Here is a 16,838-nt window from a genome sequence, read left to right on the forward strand (position 1 = left end):
GGCCCGCCATGCGATCCAGATTCACGCTTTACCCCATCGCCGCTGCGCTTGTCGTCCTGCTCGGCGGCTGCGCCGTTGGCCCCACCTACCAGCGGCCGCTCACGCCAGAGGTCAGCAGCTACAAGGAAGCCGAAGGCTGGGTGCCCGCCGCACCGGCCGATGCGCTGGAACGTGGCCCCTGGTGGTCGCTGTTCGGTGACCCGGTGCTCGACCAGCTGGCCGCGCGGGTCGAGGTGTCCAACCAGAACGTCGCCGCCGCCGTCGCCGCCTACGCCCAGGCCCGTGCCCTGGTGCGCGAGCAGCGCGCGTCCCTCTTTCCGGCGGTCACGCTGGGCAGTGGCGCCACCCGCTCCGGCAGCAGTGGCAGCAGTAGCGGCAGCACAAGCACGACCAGCAGCTCTGGCGGGCGTGCCGGCAACAACTACCAGCTCAGCATAGGCGGCAGCTGGGAGCCCGACGTCTGGGGCCGTCTTGGCCGTGCGGTCGATGGCGCCAGCGCGGGCGCCCAGGCCAGCGCGGCCGACCTGGCCTCGGCCAAGCTGTCGGCGCAAGGCGAGCTGGCCATCAACTACTTTTCGCTGCGCCAGCTGGACGCGCAAAAAGGCCTGCTCGAGGACACCCTCAAGGGCTACCAACGCGCGCTGGAAATTGCACAGAACCGCTACAACGCCGGCATTGTCGGCAAGACCGATGTGCTCCAGGCACAAACCCAGCTGGCCAATGCCCAGGCCGACGATGCCGGCCTGGTGCGGCAACGCGCGCAGCTCGAGCATGCGATCGCGGTGCTGGTCGGTGAGGCCCCGGGCAATTTCTCGCTCGCCCGTGCGGCGTGGAAGCCTTCCGTGCCCGAGGTTCCGGTGGGTGTGCCGTCAACGCTGCTGCAGCGCCGGCCCGACATCGCCGCGGCCGAACGCCGCGTGGCGGCCGCCAACGAGCAGATCGGCATCGCCAAAAGCGCCTATTACCCCAAGCTGTCCCTGAGTGCCTCCTATGGCCTGGGCGCCAGCCGCGTGGCGGACCTGTTCAGCGCGTCCAGCACGGTCTGGTCGCTGGGCCTGTCGGCCGCGCAGGTGCTGTTCAATGCCGGGGCCACGGGCGCCCGCGTGGAAGGCAGTGAGGCGGCCCACGCACAAACCGTGGCACGTTACCGGCAAACCGTGCTGGCCGCCTTCCAGGATGTAGAGGACCAGCTGGCCGCCACCCGCGTGCTGCTCACCCAGCAGGAGCTGCGCCGCCAGGCCTCCGCATCGGCCGACCAGGTCGAGCAGCAGGTGCTCAACCGCTACCGCAGCGGCCAGGTCGGCTACACCGAAGTCATTGCCGCGCAGGCCACCGCTTTGAGCGCGCGCCGCGCACTGGTGCAGGCCATGGCCGACCGCCAGACCACCGCCGTGGCGCTGATCCAGTCGCTCGGCGGCGGCTGGCAGGCGGAGCCATCCCCCTGAGTGATCCGGCCACGCTCCGTTTTCAGTAGCACCCAGCGCACGTCGTCATTTGGCTGCAGGCCTGAACCTTATAAGGATCAACACGGATCCCGGGCCTGGAAGGCGGCTTCAGGCACACATTGTTGACGTGCGTCAGTATGTGTTTCAGGCCGGCAGGCCATAGTGGCAGCACTACCAAGGAGCGACCACCATGAAATTGTTGACTGACCTGTTCTCCACCGACTACGGCATCATGACCGTGATCGGCATTGCCTTCATGATTGGCATGGGCGTGTTTTTCTTCATGCTGTTCATGGGCAAGATGGATCAGGACGCCAAACGCGCCGGTAAATAGACTTTGGGGCCGAGGTGCGGCCCTGAAGAAAAGCAGCTACATCGCCATGTAGCGGCCGGGCCGGTGGTTGATGGCCAGGGCCAGGTTCAGCACCACGGCGCCCAGCACCGACAGCGCCACCCGCTGCCAGTCGGTCACCCACAGCGCACCCAGCACGATCAGGCCGTCCATGACCATCTGCACCTTGCCGGCGCGCCAGCCCAGGCGGTCCTGCAGGTAAAGCACCACGATGTTCAGCCCGCCCAGGCTGGCACCATGGCGAAACACGATGAGCATGCCCGCGCCGCAGAGCAGTCCACCGAGTACCGCCGCCAGCGCGGGTGACAGGTAGCCGAAGGCCAGCCCCTGCGGCAGGACCCAGGTAAACAGCGACAGCAGGCCCACGGCCGCAAAGGTCTTGAGGGTGAAGGCCAGCCCCATGCGCCGCCAGGCAAAGAAATAAAAGGGCAGGTTCACCAAAAAAAACGCGAGGCTGAAACTCAGGCCGGTGGCGTAGTGAATCAGGAAAGCGATGCCGGCCGTGCCGCCCGTCAACAATCCGGCATGGCCAAACATGACCACGCCCAGCGCCACAAACAGGGTGCCCGTGGTGAGGGCCTGCACATCCTCGTGCAGGCGGTGCCGCGGTACGCCCATGGTGCCGGCCGCAGCGGCAGGCGCGGTGCTCATGCCGCCTGGGCGGTGGCTGCGGGCGCCTGGGTATCGGTGCAACTGGCGCCGCCGCAGCCGTGAATGATGTCCCTGGGCAAGGCCGCGGGCATGGCCACCACGCCCGTGACCGGGTCGTAACCGATGCCGCGCAGGTGCAGGGCCAGCGCCGCATCCATGGTCTGGGCATGCTGGGGAAACCAGAGCCCAAGTTCACGCGCCATGTCGCGCAGCATGCCGAGCTTGCCGGCCTCGCCGCCGGCCAGGCCTTCACGCATGACCTGCAGCACAACCTTGTGCTGCACGCTGTGGCAGTTGGACGATGAAAACCGCGTGTCCTGCATCCAGCGGTCTTCACGGCCGAAATGTTCATCGGTGTGGTCCAGCAAGACGCGCCAGTGGGCCAGCAGCGCGTGGTCTGCGGCGTTTTCCACCTGCGCCAGCAGGTCGACAAATTCCCGGTGGGTGTCATCCATCGCGGGCAGGTCGAGCGCCAGCGCGTCAGACCATTCAAGATTCGGCATGTTCATGGCTCCGGCAGGGGTAAAGCGCCAGCTTACGCAAACCTGCCTGAAAAAATTTGATCCATGTCATGGATTCATGTGCTGGACACAATCAATCCCTGCGCCTGCAGAGGAGACGCGTCACTATGCTTTTTATAGCTGCTTGAGCCCGGCTACTCTGGGCCAGAGGCACTATTGATTCAAAAAAACGGGGTCAGCGCCTGACCGTCTCCGCCACCCGCTCGGCACAGGCCAGGGCCTGCGCGGCGTCGCGCGCCTCCACCATGACGCGCAGCAGCGGCTCGGTGCCGCTGGCGCGGATCAGCAGCCGGCCGCTGTCGCCAAGCTCGGCTTCGACGGTGCGGCTCATGTCTGCCAGGGCTGCGCTGCTTTTCCAGTCCTGCCCGGGCTGCAAGCGCACGTTGATCAGGGTCTGGGGAAACAGCGTGACGTCGGCCAGCAGTTGCGCCAGGCTTTTGCCGCTGCGCACACAGGCCTGCAAGACCTGCAGCGCGCTGATCAGGCCGTCGCCGGTGCTGTGTTTGTCCAGCGCCAGCAGATGGCCCGAGCCTTCGCCGCCGAGCAGCCAGCCGTGTTTCTCCAGTTCTTCCAGCACGTAGCGGTCACCGACCTTGGCGCGCACAAACTCGACGCCTCGCGCTTTCAGGGCCACTTCGACGGCCATGTTGGTCATCAGGGTACCGACGGCGCCAGGCACCTTCTCGCCGCGCGCCAGGCGTTCGGCCACCATCAGGTACAGCACTTCGTCGCCATTGAAAAGACGGCCCTGGGCGTCCACCAGCTGCAGCCGGTCGGCGTCGCCGTCCAGCGCCACGCCGTAATCCGCCCCATAGGCTGTGACGGCCTTGATCAGCGCCTCGGGATGGGTCGCGCCGACCTCGTGGTTGATGTTCATGCCGTCGGGTGCGCAGCCGATGGCAATGACCTCGGCCCCCAGCTCATGAAAGACTTCCGGTGCAATGTGGTAGGCCGCACCGTGCGCCGCATCAACGACGATCTTCATGCCCTTGAGCGTCAGGTCATGGGCAAAGGTGCTTTTGCAGAACTCGATGTAGCGGCCGGCGGCATCGTCGAGCCGGCGCGTCTTGCCGAGGTTGGGCGAATCCGCCCACACCGGCGCCTGTTCCAGCACGGCTTCGACTTCCTGCTCCCAGGCGTCCGGCAGCTTGGCGCCCTGGGCGCTGAAAAACTTGATGCCGTTGTCGGGAAAGGGGTTGTGGCTGGCACTGATCACCACGCCCAGGCTGGCACGCTGCGTGCGCGTGAGGTAGGCCACGCCCGGTGTCGGCAAGGGCCCGAGCAATACCACGTCAACACCCGCAGAGTTGAAACCCGACTCCAGCGCACTCTCGAGCATGTAGCCGGAAATGCGGGTGTCCTTGCCAATCAGAACGGTGGGCCGGGCCTCGGTCTTTTTCAGCACGCGGCCGACCGCATGCGCCAGGCGGAGCACAAAATCGGGCGTGATCGGCGCCTGGCCCACCGTGCCGCGAATGCCGTCGGTGCCGAAGTATGTTCTGGTCATGGATGGATGTCCCTGGATGATCTGTGTCGAAGTCGCTGTGAACGGAAATTCTAAGGTGCGCCGACCGGCCCGCTTGTAGGCTGCGGCGCCGTGGCAGCCAGCCAAACCTTCAGTGCCTGCACGGTTTCGCGCACATCGTGGACCCGCACCACCCGCGCACCGCGGTCCACGGCCAGCACGGCGGCGGTGACGCTGGGCACCATGCGGTCGATGATGTCGAGCTGGGCCACCTGGGCCAGCGAGCTGCTGCTCACAGCGGCCAGCGAGGACTTGCGCGACCAGCCGGCCAGCAGCGGATAACCGGCCGCCAGCAGCTCGCGCTGGCGCGCCAGCAAGGCGAAATTCTGCGCCACCGTCTTGCCGAAACCGATGCCCGGGTCCAGCACGATGCGGTCGGCAGCAACGCCCAGCGCGCGCAGCTCAGCGGCGGCCTGGGCCAGAAAAGCCAGCACCTGCGGCACCACGTCGCCTTCCATGGGTGCGGCCTGCATGGTCTGCGGTTCACGGTGCATGTGCATCAGGCAAACGCCACACGTGGGATGCGCGGCCACGACGGCGGCTGCGCCGGGCTGGCGCAGCGCCCAGATGTCGTTGATGACGTCAGCCCCCAGGTCCAGCACCGCGGCCATGACTTCGGACTTGTAGGTGTCCACCGAGACCGGCACGCCCAGGGTCACCGCATGGCGCACGACCGGCAGCACGCGAGCCAGCTCTTCGTCGAGCGGCACAGGCGGTGCCCCGGGACGGGTGGACTCGCCGCCGATGTCCAGCATGTCGGCGCCGTGCTTGACAAGCTGCTCGCAATGCACAAACGCGGACCGCTGCGCACCTCCCACCGAGAAGTATTTACCGCCGTCCGAGAACGAATCAGGGGTGACGTTGACGATGCCCATCACGCGGGGCTGGTCAAGGTCGATTTGAAAGCGCGAGGTTTGCCAGAGCATTGGGTATTTTCGAGCCAAAGAAAAACCGGGGACGTGCCCCGGTTGTCATGTGGATGGCGGCGCTCAGGCCACCGTGGGTGCCGGGTCGGTCGCGACCGCCGGCGTGCCGCCGCTGGGACCACCGCTGCCGCCCACCGACGGGTTGCGCGGTGTCCAGTCTTTCGGTGGGCGCGGCTCCTTGCCGGCCATGATGTCGTCGAGTTGCTCGACGTCGATGGTCTCCCACTCCAGCAGGGCCTTGGCCATCGCGTGAATCTTGTCCTGGTTGTCCTCGATCAGCTTGCGCGCCTGGGCGTACTGCTGGTCGATGATGCGGCGCACCTCTTCGTCGACCTTTTTCAGGGTCGCCTCGCTCATGTTGTTGGTCTTGGTGACCGAACGCCCCAGGAACACTTCGCCTTCGTTTTCGGCGTAGACCATGGGGCCCAGCGCCTCGCTCATGCCGTAACGCGTGACCATGTCCCTGGCCAGCGCGGTGGCGCGTTCGAAGTCGTTGCTGGCACCGGTGGTCATCTGGTGCATGAACACCTCCTCGGCAATCCGGCCGCCAAACAGCATGCTGATCTGGCTGAGCATGTACTCGCGGTCGTAGCTGTAGCGGTCCTGGGCCGGCAGGCTCATGGTGACGCCCAGCGCGCGGCCACGCGGAATGATGGTGACCTTGTGCACCGGGTCGCACTTGGGCAGCATCTTGCCGAGCAGGGCGTGGCCCGACTCGTGGTAGGCCGTGTTACGGCGCTCCGACTCGGGCATGACCATGCTCTTGCGCTCGGGGCCCATCAGGATCTTGTCCTTGGCTTTTTCGAAGTCCTGCATTTCCACGGTGCGCGCATTGCGGCGTGCAGCCATCAGGGCGGCTTCGTTGCAGAGGTTGGCCAGGTCGGCGCCGGACATGCCGGGTGTGCCGCGGGCGATCACGCTGGCATTGACGTCCTGGCCGAGCGGCACCTTGCGCATGTGCACATTGAGGATCTGCTCGCGGCCACGGATGTCGGGCAGCGTTACATACACCTGGCGGTCAAAACGGCCGGGACGCAGCAAGGCGGAATCCAGGATGTCGGGCCGGTTGGTGGCAGCCACCACAATCACGCCGACATTGGTCTCAAAACCGTCCATCTCGACCAGCATCTGGTTCAGCGTCTGCTCGCGCTCGTCGTTGCCGCCGCCCAGGCCTGCGCCACGCTGGCGGCCCACGGCGTCGATCTCGTCGATGAAGATGATGCAGGGGGCGTTTTTCTTGGCGTTGTCGAACATGTCGCGCACACGGGCCGCGCCCACGCCGACAAACATCTCGACGAAGTCAGAACCGGAAATAGAGAAAAACGGGACCTTGGCTTCGCCGGCAATGCCTTTGGCGAGCAGGGTCTTGCCGGTGCCCGGAGGGCCGACCAGCAACAGGCCGCGCGGAATGCGACCACCCAGTTTCTGGAATTTTTGCGGGTCTTTCAGGAAGTCGACCACTTCCTTGACCTCTTCCTTGGCCTCGTCGCAGCCGGCAACGTCGGCAAAGGTCACGGTGTTGGTGGACTCGTCGAGCATGCGGGCCTTGGATTTGCCGAAGCTGAAGGCCCCGCCCTTGCCACCGCCCTGCATTTGTCGCATGAAATAGATCCAGACGCCGATCAGCAGCAGCATCGGACCCCAGCTGACCAGCAGGGTCATCAGGAGCGAGCCTTCTTCACGCGGCTTGACGTCGAACTTGACATCGTTGGCGATCAGGTCGCCGACCAGACCGCGGTCCAGGTAGGTGGCCGTGGTGCGGATGCGGCGATCGTCGGTCGTGACGGCCGAAATTTCCGTGCCGCCCTGGCCTTCCGCGATGGTCGCGGACTTGATGCGTTTGCCCTTGACCTCGTCAAGGAACTCCGAATAGCCAAGGTAATTCGTACCGGCGCCACCGCGTGTATCAAATTGCTTGAAAACGGTGAACAGCACCATGGCGATCACCAGCCAGATTGCAATTTTTGAAAACCACTGATTGTTCAAGGATGTCTCCGATAGAGGAACACAAGGCACATGCGCCTGATTTTAGGCGTTTCAAGGGCAAAAGCCGCATAACAAACCTGGGACACCCCTTGGTTTGAAGCGGGATTGCGGTATTTATTGCGTTTCAGCAAGCTCAGGCCGTTTCGGCCGGCCTGTTTTTGAGCCCCATGCCGACCAGAAAGGTTTCCGACGACTCCGAACGCGAGGCCTTGGGCTTGACGGGTTTGACGACCTTGAAGGTCTCCTTGAACAGCTTGACCAGCGGGCTGTAGGCCCCGCCGTGGAAGAGCTTGACCACCAGCGCACCCTCGGGCTTGAGGTGCTGCACGGAAAAGTCCACCGCCAGCTCCACCAGGTGGGCAATGCGGGCGGCGTCGGCCGATTCAATGCCCGAGAGGTTCGGCGCCATGTCGGAAATCACCACGTCAACCTTGGTAAAGCCTTTGTCGGCGGCTAAAGTCTGCTCCAGAATCTGTAGCACCTCCGGCTCCCGGAAGTCCCCCTGGATGAACACCACCCCCTCGACCGGGTCCATCGGCAGGATGTCGAGCGCGATGATGCGCCCATTGAGTTCGCCGGCCGCCGCGCCCGCTGGCGAGAGCTTGCGGCGCGCGTACTGGCTCCAGGCGCCGGGCACGCTGCCCAGGTCCACCACACAGTGGCCGGGCTTGATCAGGCCCAGTGTTTCATCGATTTCCTTGAGCTTGTAGGCCGCGCGGGCCCGATAACCCTCTCTTTTGGCCAGCTTGACGTAGGTATCGTTGACGTGGTCATTCAGCCACGCTTTGTTGACCTTTTTGCTTTGGGTTTTTACTTTCATGCCCGTATTGTCCTCTTACCGAAAGCCGGGCGCTGCGGCATCCGCAACGATAAATCAACGGCAGCGGCGGCTTCTAGGATAATCAGGGCATGGCTCAAATACTACTTACCCCTGCCCAGCGCAAAGACCACCGCGCCGAAGCGCACCACCTGGACCCCGTCGTGATGGTCGGCTCGGACGGCCTGACCGCCGCTGTCAAAAGGGAAATCGACCTGGCCCTGAAGGCGCACGGCCTGATCAAGGTCCGCGTGCAGTCGGACGACCGCCCCGCACGAGAGGCCATGTTCCAGGCCCTGGCCGACGAGCTCGGCGCCGCGCCCATCCAGCACATCGGCAAGCTGCTGGTGTTGTGGCGCCCGATGCCTGAAAAGGAAAAAAAGGTCAACGAGGACCGCATGCCGGGCCCGCGCGACGTCAAGGTGCTGAAAAACAGCGCGCGTTACGGCCAGCGCCCCGAAGTCAAGACCCTGCGCGTGCTGGGCAACCAGCGCCTGACGCCGGGCGGCACCGTCAAACGTGCGAAACCGAAAAAGCAGCAAAGCGCCAAAAAACGCGCCCAGGGCTGAGCCGGCAGCGGCGTGATCCGCCCGGCCCTTGGCCCTTGGCCCTTGGCCCCTGGCCGCCCAGCGCGGCATTTCCTTTTTTGTCGCGCGCTTCCCCCTTTAGATTGGGTGCCTGCGCCCACAACTGATGGACATGACCACCTTGACCACATTGAACGCCTCCAACCCGCTTCTCGATTTCTCCGGCCTTCCCTTGTTTGACCGCATCGCGCCCGAGCATGTGGGCCCTGCGGTCGACGTGTTGCTGGCACAGGCCGAAACTGCACTCGAACGCGTCACCGCGCCGGACTTTCCGGCGCGCTGGGCGGACATTGCCGGTGTGCTGGACGTGGCCACCGAAAACCTGGGCCGGGCTTGGGGCGCGGTCAGCCACCTCAACAGCGTGGCGGACACCCCCGAACTGCGCGCCGCCTACAACGCCGCCCTGCCGCGCGTCACCGAGTTCTGGACCCGCCTGGGCGCCGATGAACGGCTTTATGCCAAGTACAAGGCCATCGATGTGGCGCCGCTGAACCCCGAACAGCGCCAGGCACACAAAAATGCCGTGCGCAACTTCGTGCTGTCGGGCGCCGAGCTGGTGGGCGCGGCCAAGGAACGGTTTGCCGCCATCCAGGAGCGCCAGGCCGAACTGAGCCAGAAATTCAGCGAAAACGCGCTCGACGCCACCGATGCTTACGCCTACTACGCCCGGGAAGACGAACTCGCCGGTGTGCCCGCCGACGTGCTCCAGACGGCCCGCGCGCAGGCCGAAGCCGAGGGCAAGGAAGGTTACAAGCTCACGCTCAAGATGCCCTGCTACCTGCCGGTCATGCAGTTTGCCGACAGTTCCGCCTTGCGCGAAACCCTGTACAAGGCCTACAGCACGCGCGCCAGCGACCAGTCGCCGCCGGAATTCAGCCGCTTCGACAACAGTGCCGTGATGCAGGAAATCCTCGCGCTGCGGCTCGAGGAAGCGCAGTTGCTCGGTTACCGCAATTTCGGCGAGGTCTCGGTGGTCCCCAAGATGGCCGATTCGCCCGAGCAGGTGATCAGCTTCCTGCGTGACCTGGGCCAGCGTGCCAAGCCTTACGGCCTCAAGGACGTGGCCGACCTGCGCACCTTTGCCGCGGAAAAGCTGGGCCTGAAAGACCCGCAGCCCTGGGACTTCACCTGGATCGGTGAAAAACTCAAGGAAGCGCGTTACGCCTTCAGCGAGCAGGAAGTCAAACAATATTTCACCGCCCCCAAGGTGCTGGCCGGCCTGTTCAGGATTGTCGAAACGCTGTTCGAGGTGGCGATCCGTCCCGACACCGCTCCCGTGTGGACGCCCGGCGTCGAGTTTTACCGCATCGAGCGCTACCCGGAAGCAACAAGCGACCGCTCGTTGCCGGGCGAACTGGTGGGGCAGTTCTACCTGGACCGTCCGGCGCGCACCGGCAAACGCGGCGGCGCCTGGATGGATGATGTGCGTGCCCGCTGGCTGCGCCCCGACACCGGCACGCTGCAGACGCCGGTGGCCCACCTGGTCTGCAACTTTGCCGACGGCGTGGGCGGCAAGCCCGCCCTGCTGACACACGACGACGTGACCACGCTGTTCCACGAATTCGGCCACGGCCTGCACCACATGCTGACCCAGGTCAACGAGCGCGATGTGTCCGGCATCAGCGGCGTCGAATGGGACGCGGTCGAGCTGCCCAGCCAGTTCATGGAAAACTTCTGCTGGGAATGGGATGTGCTCAAACACATGACCGCCCATGTGGACACCGGTGAGCCGCTGCCGCGCGTCCTGTTCGACCGGATGCTGGCGGCCAAAAACTTCCAGAGCGGCATGCAGACCCTGCGCCAGATCGAGTTTTCGCTGTTCGACATGCTACTGCATACCGAGTGGCAACCGGGCGGCGACGTGATGGCGCTGCTGGCCGGCGTGCGCGAGGAATACGCCGTGATCACCCCGCCGCCCTACAGCCGCACCGCGCATACATTCAGCCACATTTTTTCCGGTGGTTATGCAGCCGGCTATTACAGCTACAAATGGGCCGAAGTCCTCTCTGCCGACGCCTATGCGGCCTTCGAGGAAAGTGCACAAAGCGCCACACCTGCAGGTATAAACACCGACGCCGATGCCGGGTCCAGCCCCGTTAATCTGGAAACTGGCAGAAAATACCGCCAGGCCATTCTGGAGGCCGGCGGCAGCCGCCCGGCGATGGAGTCGTTCAAGGCCTTCCGCGGCCGCGAGCCTTCCATCGACGCGCTGCTGCGGCACCAGGGCATGGCGTGAGTGACCTCAAACGGAGTGATGCATGACCTCGAACGCTATCAAATTTGCAGCAGTTAGCGCAGTATTGACGCTGGCTGCCGGCACATTTTCTTCTCTTTCCCAGGCCCAGCCGGTCTACCGCATCGTCGGCCCGGACGGCAAGGTGACCTTTTCCGACAAGCCGCCCCCAGCGACGAGCAATGCCAGGGTGACGGCAGCCGGTGCCGACGGCGCCCGTGGCGTCGCCACGGCCTCGCTGCCGTTCGAGCTGCGCAAGGTGGCCGGCCAGTACCCGGTCACGCTGTATACGAGCGAGAACTGCGGCCCCTGCGCCTCGGCCCGTTCCCTGCTGACCACGCGCGGGGTTCCCTTCACGGAAAAAACCGTCTCGACCAATGAAGACGCTCAGGCGCTGCAGCGCATCAGCGGCGACAGCTCCCTGCCCTTTCTGACCATAGGCAGCCAGCAGCTCAAGGGTTTCTCGGATGCGGAATGGACGCAGTTCCTCGACGCGGCGGGTTACCCCAAATCGTCGGTGCTGCCGGCCAGCTACCGCCAGGCCCCGGCCACCCCCCTGGTGACGGTGGCGCCGACGCCCGCACCGGCCACCACCACGGCAGCGCGCCCCGCCACGCCGGCCGCGCCTTCCACCCCGGTGACCCCTCCGCCGAGCAATCCTGCCGGCATCCGCTTTTAACGATTCAACGGGACACCGCACCGGTGGCGGTCAGCGAAGCAGCCAGCCGAGGCCTGCCGACGTGCCGCCGGGCTGGCCGCCCTGTTTCGGCTTGTATTCGCAGCCTATCCAGCCGTCCCAGCCGCAGGCCGCGGAGACCTCGTCGATCACAGCGAACAGATACGGGTAGTTGAGCTCCCCGATGTCGGGCTCGTGCCGCTCGGGCACACCGGCGATCTGGAAATGGCCGACGGCCCCGGTCGGCAGGTAGTGGCGGATCTTGGTCGCCACATCCCCCTCGACGATCTGGCAGTGGTACAGGTCCATCTGCACCTTGAGGTTGGGCGCACCCACCTCGGCAACGATCTCGTGCGCATGGTCCTGCCGGTTCAGGAAAAATCGCGGCACATCGCGCGTGTTGATCGGTTCGATCAACACGTCACGCCCGTGTTTCGCCGCCTCGGCCGCCGCCCAGCGCAGGTTGGCCACATAGACCGGCCGCAGATCCTCGCGCTCCTGCCCTGCGGCGACCAGGCCGGCCATGAGGTGAATGCGCGGGCAGTCCAGCGCCTCGGCATAGGCCAGGGCCAGCAGCACACCGGCGCGGAATTCCGCCTCGCGGCCCGGCACGGCGGCCGTCCCCTTGTCGCCGGCCTTCTCCCAGGCCTGCGCGATGGACGCTGCATCGGTGCCGCCCGGCGGCGCGTTGAACAACACCTGCTGCAGGCCGTTGCCTTTCAGGCGTGCGGCCAGTTCATCCTTGCTGAAGGCATAAGGAAAAAGAAACTCCACCGCCTTGAAACCGTCTTTCGCGGCCGCTTCAAAACGGTCCAGGAACGGCAACTCGGGGTACATCATGGACAGGTTGGCGGCGAATTTCGGCATGGTCGTCTTCTTGAAAATGCTAGGGAATGAATAGCTGCTTGCGCAGGTAGATAAAGGGCTACAGGTCGATTTGACTCAACAAATGAATTACCAGCGGGCACCGAAGGTCTGGCGCAGTTCGTCGATCTGCGCAGCGCTCAAAGGCTGGACCGGGGCGCCGTCCAGGCACAGGAGCCGGGCGGTTTCCTCGAGTTCTTCCAGCACGGCCATGGCCGCGGCGGGGCTGTGGTGCCAGACATTGGGCCCCAGCCGCGCCAGCATCACCGCGCGCAGCGGTGTGCCCCGCCGGCCGTAACGCGTGATGGCCTGCGCCACCAGCGCCGCCGCCACCGGGTCGCCCGGCCGGTGGTAGTCGATGACAGGCACATGGCCGACCTTCATCACGAAATAAGGCGTGAGTGCCGGCAGCAACTCCTCGCCGCTGGCACGCAGGCTCAGCGCCACGCAATGGGTGCTGTGGGTGTGGATCACGCAGCGCGTCGCCGGGTCAAATGCGGAGGCTGCCGCGTAAATGCCGGCATGCAGCGCGATGGTCTTGCTCGCGGTGTCGCCGCTGAGCTGCTTTGCATCGGCATCGAGCCGGGCCAGCCGCGCCGGGTCGAGGAAACCCAGGCAGGCATCGGTCGACGTGATCAGGAAACCACCCCCCGCCGAGGCGTCGAGCCGCACGCTGATGTTGCCGGCCGTGGCATGCACATAACCGCGGTCGAACAGGCTTTTACCGACGCGGCAGATCTCTTCCCGGGCCTGGTTTTCGGTCAATACAGTCATGCCGCCCGCCGGGCCGCCCCAAGGGGGGCATAGGCCCCCTTGGGGGGCAGTGCAGCCGCAGCGCGGCAAACGTGGGGGTCGTAGTTCATGCCAGCATCGTAAAGGCTTTGGTGAAGAAGTCGTCGGTGCCGAAGTTGCCCGACTTGAGTGCAAGGTGCAGACCGTCATCGCCGGACATGGCCGACGACCGCCGGGCCGCCCCAAGGTCGGCGACGCCCCCTTGGGGGGCAGCGAGGACACGCAGTGCCGAGCGTGGGGGCTCTATTCCAGCATGACACCAGGGCACACCGGGATCGATCTGCGGGCCGATCTGCATCTGCGTGATGCCCAGCGCCTGCACGCAGGCACCCGCGGTTTCACCGCCGGCCACCACCAGTTGCCGCACGCCCAGTTGCACCAGGCCGCGCGCCACCGCGGCCAGTGTGCGTTCGACCATGGCGCCGGCTTCTTCCACCCCGAGGCGGCCCTGCACCGCCTTCACGTCGCCGCTGTCGACGGTGGAATACACCAGCACCGGGCCACGCGCGAGCAAAGGCTGGGCCCAGGCGAGTACCTCAGCCGCCACATCGGCGCCCGAGGCGATGCGCAGCGGGTCGATCGCCAGGGTGGGATGGCCCTGCTTCATGAAGTCCAGCACCTGCCGGTTGGTCGCCAGCGAGCAACTGCCCGACACCACCGCCTGCAGGCCGCGGGCGGCCGGCAAACGGCTGGCCTGGTCCGATGGCGTGATGCCGAAATTGGCCGGCAGGCCGATGGCCACACCGGAGCCGGCCGTGACCAGCGGCATGCCCTGGAATGCCGGACCCAGGCGCAGCAGGTCCTCATTGGACACCGCGTCCACGATGGCCACGCCCACACCTTCTGCCTGCAGCTGCGCCATGCGCTCGCGCACCGCCGCCGCGCCGCGCGCCACGACCTTGTGGTCGATCAGGCCGACACGCCGTTTTGTCTGCGACTGCAGCACCCGCACCAGGTTCGCGTCCACCATCGGCGTCAGCGGGTGGTTCTGCATGCCGCTTTCATTGAGCAGCACATCACCAACGAACAAATAACCCTTGAACACCGTGCGCTGGTTGTCGGGGAAAGCCGGCGTGGCGATCGTGAAGCCGGTGTTCAGCGCGTCCATCAGCGCTTCGGTCACCGGGCCGATGTTGCCGCGGGCCGTGCTGTCGAAGGTCGAGCAGTACTTGAAATAGATCTGCTGCGCGCCCTGGGCCTGCAGCCAGGCCAAGGCGGCCAGAGATTCGGCCACGGCCTGGTCGGGCAGTACCGTGCGCGACTTCAGCGCGACCACCACGGCATCCACGTCAGCGCCCAAGGGCCCGGCAGGAACGCCAATGGTCTGGACCACCCGCATGCCGGCACGCACGAGGTTGTTGGCCAGATCGGTCGCGCCCGTGAAATCGTCCGCAATACAGCCTAAACATAGAGCCCCCACGCTCGCCACTTCGTGTGCGTCGCTGCCCCCCGAGGGGGCGCTGCGCCTGCGGCCCGGCAAAGCCGGTTCCGCGGCCCCGGCTGGTGGGGAGGGAGCCTCAACGCTCGCCACTTCGTGTGCTTGGGGCGGCCCGGCGCGGCGCTCGATCTTGCTCATGGTTTTTTCGGCAGTTCAATGCCCGGAAAAATCTTGATCACCGCGCTGTCGTCCTCTTTCGCAAAACCGGCCGTCGAGGCCTGCATGAACATCTGGTGCGCGGTTGATGACAGCGGCAGCGGAAACTTGCTGGCGCGCGCCATGTCGAGCACGATGCCGAGGTCTTTCACGAAGATGTCCACCGCCGACAGCGGCGTGTAGTCGGCCGCCAGCACATGGGCCATGCGGTTTTCAAACATCCAGCTGTTGCCCGCGCTGTGCGTGATCACCTCGTACAGCGCGGCCGGGTCCACCCCTTCGCGCAGGCCCAGCGCCATGGCTTCGGCGGCCGCGGCGATGTGCACGCCCGCCAGCAGCTGGTTGATGATCTTGACCTTGCTGCCGGCGCCGGCCGCGTCACCGAGCTTGTAGACCTTGGCGGCCATGGCATTGAGCACCGGTTCGGCCTTCGCATACGCTACCGGCGCACCGGAGGTCATCATCGTCATCTCGCCGCTGGCGGCCTTGGCCGCGCCGCCGGAGATCGGGGCATCGATGTAGAGCAGGCCGAGGTCGGCCAGACGTTTTTCCTGCGCCATGGACCAATTGGCGTCCACCGTGGAGCACATCACAAACACGCTGCCGGGCTTCATGGCCGCCGCGCAGCCCCCGGGGCCGTACAACACGGCCTCGGTCTGCGCCGCATTGACCACCACCGACACCAGCACGTCGCAGGCCGCCGCCAGTTCGGCCAGTGAGGCACAGGCCACACCGCCGCCTTCGGCAAAGGCCTGCGCCGCCCCGGGCCGCACGTCAAACACATGCACCCGATAACCGGCGCGGCGCAACGATTGCGCCATGCCGCTGCCCATGGCACCGAGACCGATCACACCTGCTACAAGACTCATCACATCGCTCCTTCAGCCCAGGTCATTTTTGAATTTTGAAATCCGCTGCACGCGTTCAGGTTGTCGCGTCGGCCGCCATGAAGGCGCCCACAGGGTCTGCGGCCAAGAAGCCGACAGGACCTCGAACGCAGGACATATTTATATGGTCATCATACAACTTGCCCGCAATTGATCCTCTTCAGGTTTTCCCGAGTCAGGACCAGGCGAACGGCTCAGTGCCGAAGGGCGTCGGAAAGAAGGGCGCTGGCCAGCTGCACGCCCTCCTGCTGCCAGAAAGCCGGGTCGGCCTGCTCGATGCGGCGGATCGCGTTGTCCATGTGGCGGGCGGCGGCCTGGCGCGCCTGCAAGGGGTCGCCGGCCTCGATCGCCTGGGTAATGGCTTCGTGCTCCTCGCGCACCTGCCCGGCAAAGTCGGCCCGGCGCGCCTCGTTGGCCCGGGTGACCCGCGTGACGCCGCGCAGGAACTGGCGCAGGTAGTCCAGCGTGCTGATCAGAAACGGGTTTTGCGCCGCGTCGGCAATCGCGCGGTGGTAGTCCACGTCTTCGTCGGCACCGTCGCCGCCGGCCTTGACCGCCTTGTCGAGGGCGGACATCGCCTGGCGGATGCGCTTGATATCGGCCGCCGTGCGGCGCTGCGCGGCCAGCGCGGCGACCTCGGCCTCCAGCGCGCGGCGCACCTCCACCATCTGGATGACCGCCTGCATGGACGCGGCCGAACGGGTGTCGAAGTTCAGCGGCGCAAAGGCGGCCCGCTTCACAAACACCCCGCTGCCCTGACGTGATTCCACCAGACCCAGCGACTTCAGGCGCGAGACGGCCTCGCGCACTACGGTGCGGCTGACTGCGAATTGCTCGACCAGCGCGGCCTCGGTCGGCAGCTTGTCGCCCGCCGCCGGCCGGCCGGCGCGAATTTCGGCCGACAGGGCCTCGGCGACCTGTTCGGACAAGTGAACGCCGGGCGTGATGGACTGGAAACGGTGGCTCATGGTGATCCGGAAAA

Annotated in this window: 16 protein-coding genes; 5 read left to right on the forward strand and 11 right to left on the reverse strand. The window is 65.7% G+C overall.

Going from position 1 to position 16,838, the window contains the following annotated elements:
- The first annotated feature begins 8 nt into the window (after nucleotides 1-8).
- Together B7G52_RS02280 and B7G52_RS02285 are read left to right on the forward strand one after the other, a co-directional pair.
- Nucleotides 9-1,445, forward strand: coding sequence for an efflux transporter outer membrane subunit (locus B7G52_RS02280; protein ID WP_240523289.1), 1,437 nt, complete (start codon nucleotides 9-11; stop codon nucleotides 1,443-1,445).
- Nucleotides 1,446-1,635: 190 nt separating this feature from the next.
- Nucleotides 1,636-1,779 carry a DUF3149 domain-containing protein gene (locus B7G52_RS02285; RefSeq protein WP_096695920.1) on the forward strand — a complete coding sequence of 48 codons (144 nt, stop codon included), beginning with the start codon at nucleotides 1,636-1,638 and terminating at the stop codon, nucleotides 1,777-1,779.
- A gap of 36 nt (nucleotides 1,780-1,815) precedes the next feature.
- Here the strand turns inward: B7G52_RS02285 and B7G52_RS02290 are convergent, their stop codons facing one another.
- From B7G52_RS02290 to B7G52_RS02315, 6 genes are all read right to left on the reverse strand, one after another.
- Nucleotides 1,816-2,448, reverse strand: a complete 633-nt coding sequence (locus tag B7G52_RS02290) for a YitT family protein (protein WP_096695921.1) — start codon at nucleotides 2,446-2,448, stop codon at nucleotides 1,816-1,818.
- Nucleotides 2,445-2,951: a hemerythrin domain-containing protein gene (locus B7G52_RS02295; RefSeq protein ID WP_096696068.1), complete on the reverse strand. Its 507-nt coding sequence runs from the start codon at nucleotides 2,949-2,951 to the stop codon at nucleotides 2,445-2,447. The genes B7G52_RS02290 and B7G52_RS02295 overlap by 4 nt, the downstream gene beginning before the upstream one ends.
- A 193-nt stretch (nucleotides 2,952-3,144) precedes the next feature.
- Nucleotides 3,145-4,476, reverse strand: coding sequence for a phosphoglucosamine mutase (gene glmM / locus B7G52_RS02300; protein WP_096695922.1), 1,332 nt, complete (start codon nucleotides 4,474-4,476; stop codon nucleotides 3,145-3,147).
- A 50-nt stretch (nucleotides 4,477-4,526) separates the two neighbouring features.
- On the reverse strand, nucleotides 4,527-5,420 hold the full coding sequence (gene folP, locus B7G52_RS02305) for a dihydropteroate synthase (RefSeq protein WP_096695923.1): 894 nt from the start codon (nucleotides 5,418-5,420) through the stop codon (nucleotides 4,527-4,529).
- 63 nt (nucleotides 5,421-5,483) lie between these two features.
- Nucleotides 5,484-7,406 carry an ATP-dependent zinc metalloprotease FtsH gene (gene ftsH / locus B7G52_RS02310; RefSeq protein WP_096695925.1) on the reverse strand — a complete coding sequence of 641 codons (1,923 nt, stop codon included), beginning with the start codon at nucleotides 7,404-7,406 and terminating at the stop codon, nucleotides 5,484-5,486.
- A 133-nt stretch (nucleotides 7,407-7,539) separates the two neighbouring features.
- Nucleotides 7,540-8,226, reverse strand: a complete 687-nt coding sequence (locus tag B7G52_RS02315; RefSeq protein ID WP_096695927.1) for an RlmE family RNA methyltransferase — start codon at nucleotides 8,224-8,226, stop codon at nucleotides 7,540-7,542.
- 89 nt (nucleotides 8,227-8,315) lie between these two features.
- Here B7G52_RS02315 and B7G52_RS02320 point away from each other — a divergent pair, with 89 nt between their 5' ends.
- The 3 genes from B7G52_RS02320 (at nucleotide 8,316) to B7G52_RS02330 (ending at nucleotide 11,722) form a co-directional block, all read left to right on the forward strand.
- Nucleotides 8,316-8,792, forward strand: coding sequence for a YhbY family RNA-binding protein (locus B7G52_RS02320; RefSeq protein WP_096662791.1), 477 nt, complete (start codon nucleotides 8,316-8,318; stop codon nucleotides 8,790-8,792).
- Nucleotides 8,793-8,922: 130 nt separating this feature from the next.
- Nucleotides 8,923-11,046, forward strand: a complete 2,124-nt coding sequence (locus B7G52_RS02325) for a M3 family metallopeptidase (protein ID WP_096696070.1) — start codon at nucleotides 8,923-8,925, stop codon at nucleotides 11,044-11,046.
- Nucleotides 11,047-11,068: 22 nt separating this feature from the next.
- Nucleotides 11,069-11,722 carry a glutaredoxin domain-containing protein gene (locus tag B7G52_RS02330; RefSeq protein ID WP_096695929.1) on the forward strand — a complete coding sequence of 218 codons (654 nt, stop codon included), beginning with the start codon at nucleotides 11,069-11,071 and terminating at the stop codon, nucleotides 11,720-11,722.
- A gap of 30 nt (nucleotides 11,723-11,752) precedes the next feature.
- Here the strand turns inward: B7G52_RS02330 and otnI are convergent, their stop codons facing one another.
- From otnI to B7G52_RS02355, 5 genes are all read right to left on the reverse strand, one after another.
- Nucleotides 11,753-12,586: a 2-oxo-tetronate isomerase gene (gene otnI, locus B7G52_RS02335; protein WP_096695931.1), complete on the reverse strand. Its 834-nt coding sequence runs from the start codon at nucleotides 12,584-12,586 to the stop codon at nucleotides 11,753-11,755.
- 87 nt (nucleotides 12,587-12,673) lie between these two features.
- Complete coding sequence (locus tag B7G52_RS02340; protein WP_096695933.1) at nucleotides 12,674-13,348, reverse strand: aldolase; 675 nt, start codon at nucleotides 13,346-13,348, stop codon at nucleotides 12,674-12,676.
- Nucleotides 13,349-13,442: 94 nt separating this feature from the next.
- A complete protein-coding gene (gene otnK, locus B7G52_RS02345; RefSeq protein ID WP_096696071.1) occupies nucleotides 13,443-14,795 on the reverse strand; it encodes a 3-oxo-tetronate kinase in 1,353 nt (450 codons plus the stop codon).
- 152 nt (nucleotides 14,796-14,947) lie between these two features.
- A complete protein-coding gene (gene ltnD, locus B7G52_RS02350) occupies nucleotides 14,948-15,838 on the reverse strand; it encodes an L-threonate dehydrogenase (protein WP_096695935.1) in 891 nt (296 codons plus the stop codon).
- A 212-nt stretch (nucleotides 15,839-16,050) separates the two neighbouring features.
- On the reverse strand, nucleotides 16,051-16,824 hold the full coding sequence (locus B7G52_RS02355; RefSeq protein WP_096695937.1) for a FadR/GntR family transcriptional regulator: 774 nt from the start codon (nucleotides 16,822-16,824) through the stop codon (nucleotides 16,051-16,053).
- Between the last annotated feature and the right edge of the window lie 14 nt (nucleotides 16,825-16,838).

The organism is Polaromonas sp. AER18D-145, assembly GCF_002379095.1.
GTDB lineage: Bacteria > Pseudomonadota > Gammaproteobacteria > Burkholderiales > Burkholderiaceae_C > Polaromonas.

Bases quoted from the DNA above. Each gene is read 5' to 3' on its own strand.
- B7G52_RS02330 (WP_096695929.1), top strand. From the start codon at position 11,069: ATGACCTCGAACGCTATCAAATTTGCAGCAGTTAGCGCAGTATTGACG.
- B7G52_RS02280 (WP_240523289.1), top strand. From the start codon at position 9: ATGCGATCCAGATTCACGCTTTACCCCATCGCCGCTGCGCTTGTCGTC.
- B7G52_RS02290 (WP_096695921.1), bottom strand. From the start codon at position 2,448: ATGAGCACCGCGCCTGCCGCTGCGGCCGGCACCATGGGCGTACCGCGG.
- otnI (WP_096695931.1), bottom strand. From the start codon at position 12,586: ATGCCGAAATTCGCCGCCAACCTGTCCATGATGTACCCCGAGTTGCCG.
- B7G52_RS02355 (WP_096695937.1), bottom strand. From the start codon at position 16,824: ATGAGCCACCGTTTCCAGTCCATCACGCCCGGCGTTCACTTGTCCGAA.
- glmM (WP_096695922.1), bottom strand. From the start codon at position 4,476: ATGACCAGAACATACTTCGGCACCGACGGCATTCGCGGCACGGTGGGC.
- B7G52_RS02285 (WP_096695920.1), top strand. From the start codon at position 1,636: ATGAAATTGTTGACTGACCTGTTCTCCACCGACTACGGCATCATGACC.
- B7G52_RS02325 (WP_096696070.1), top strand. From the start codon at position 8,923: ATGACCACCTTGACCACATTGAACGCCTCCAACCCGCTTCTCGATTTC.
- B7G52_RS02295 (WP_096696068.1), bottom strand. From the start codon at position 2,951: ATGCCGAATCTTGAATGGTCTGACGCGCTGGCGCTCGACCTGCCCGCG.
- folP (WP_096695923.1), bottom strand. From the start codon at position 5,420: ATGCTCTGGCAAACCTCGCGCTTTCAAATCGACCTTGACCAGCCCCGC.
- ltnD (WP_096695935.1), bottom strand. From the start codon at position 15,838: ATGAGTCTTGTAGCAGGTGTGATCGGTCTCGGTGCCATGGGCAGCGGC.
- B7G52_RS02320 (WP_096662791.1), top strand. From the start codon at position 8,316: ATGGCTCAAATACTACTTACCCCTGCCCAGCGCAAAGACCACCGCGCC.
- B7G52_RS02315 (WP_096695927.1), bottom strand. From the start codon at position 8,226: ATGAAAGTAAAAACCCAAAGCAAAAAGGTCAACAAAGCGTGGCTGAAT.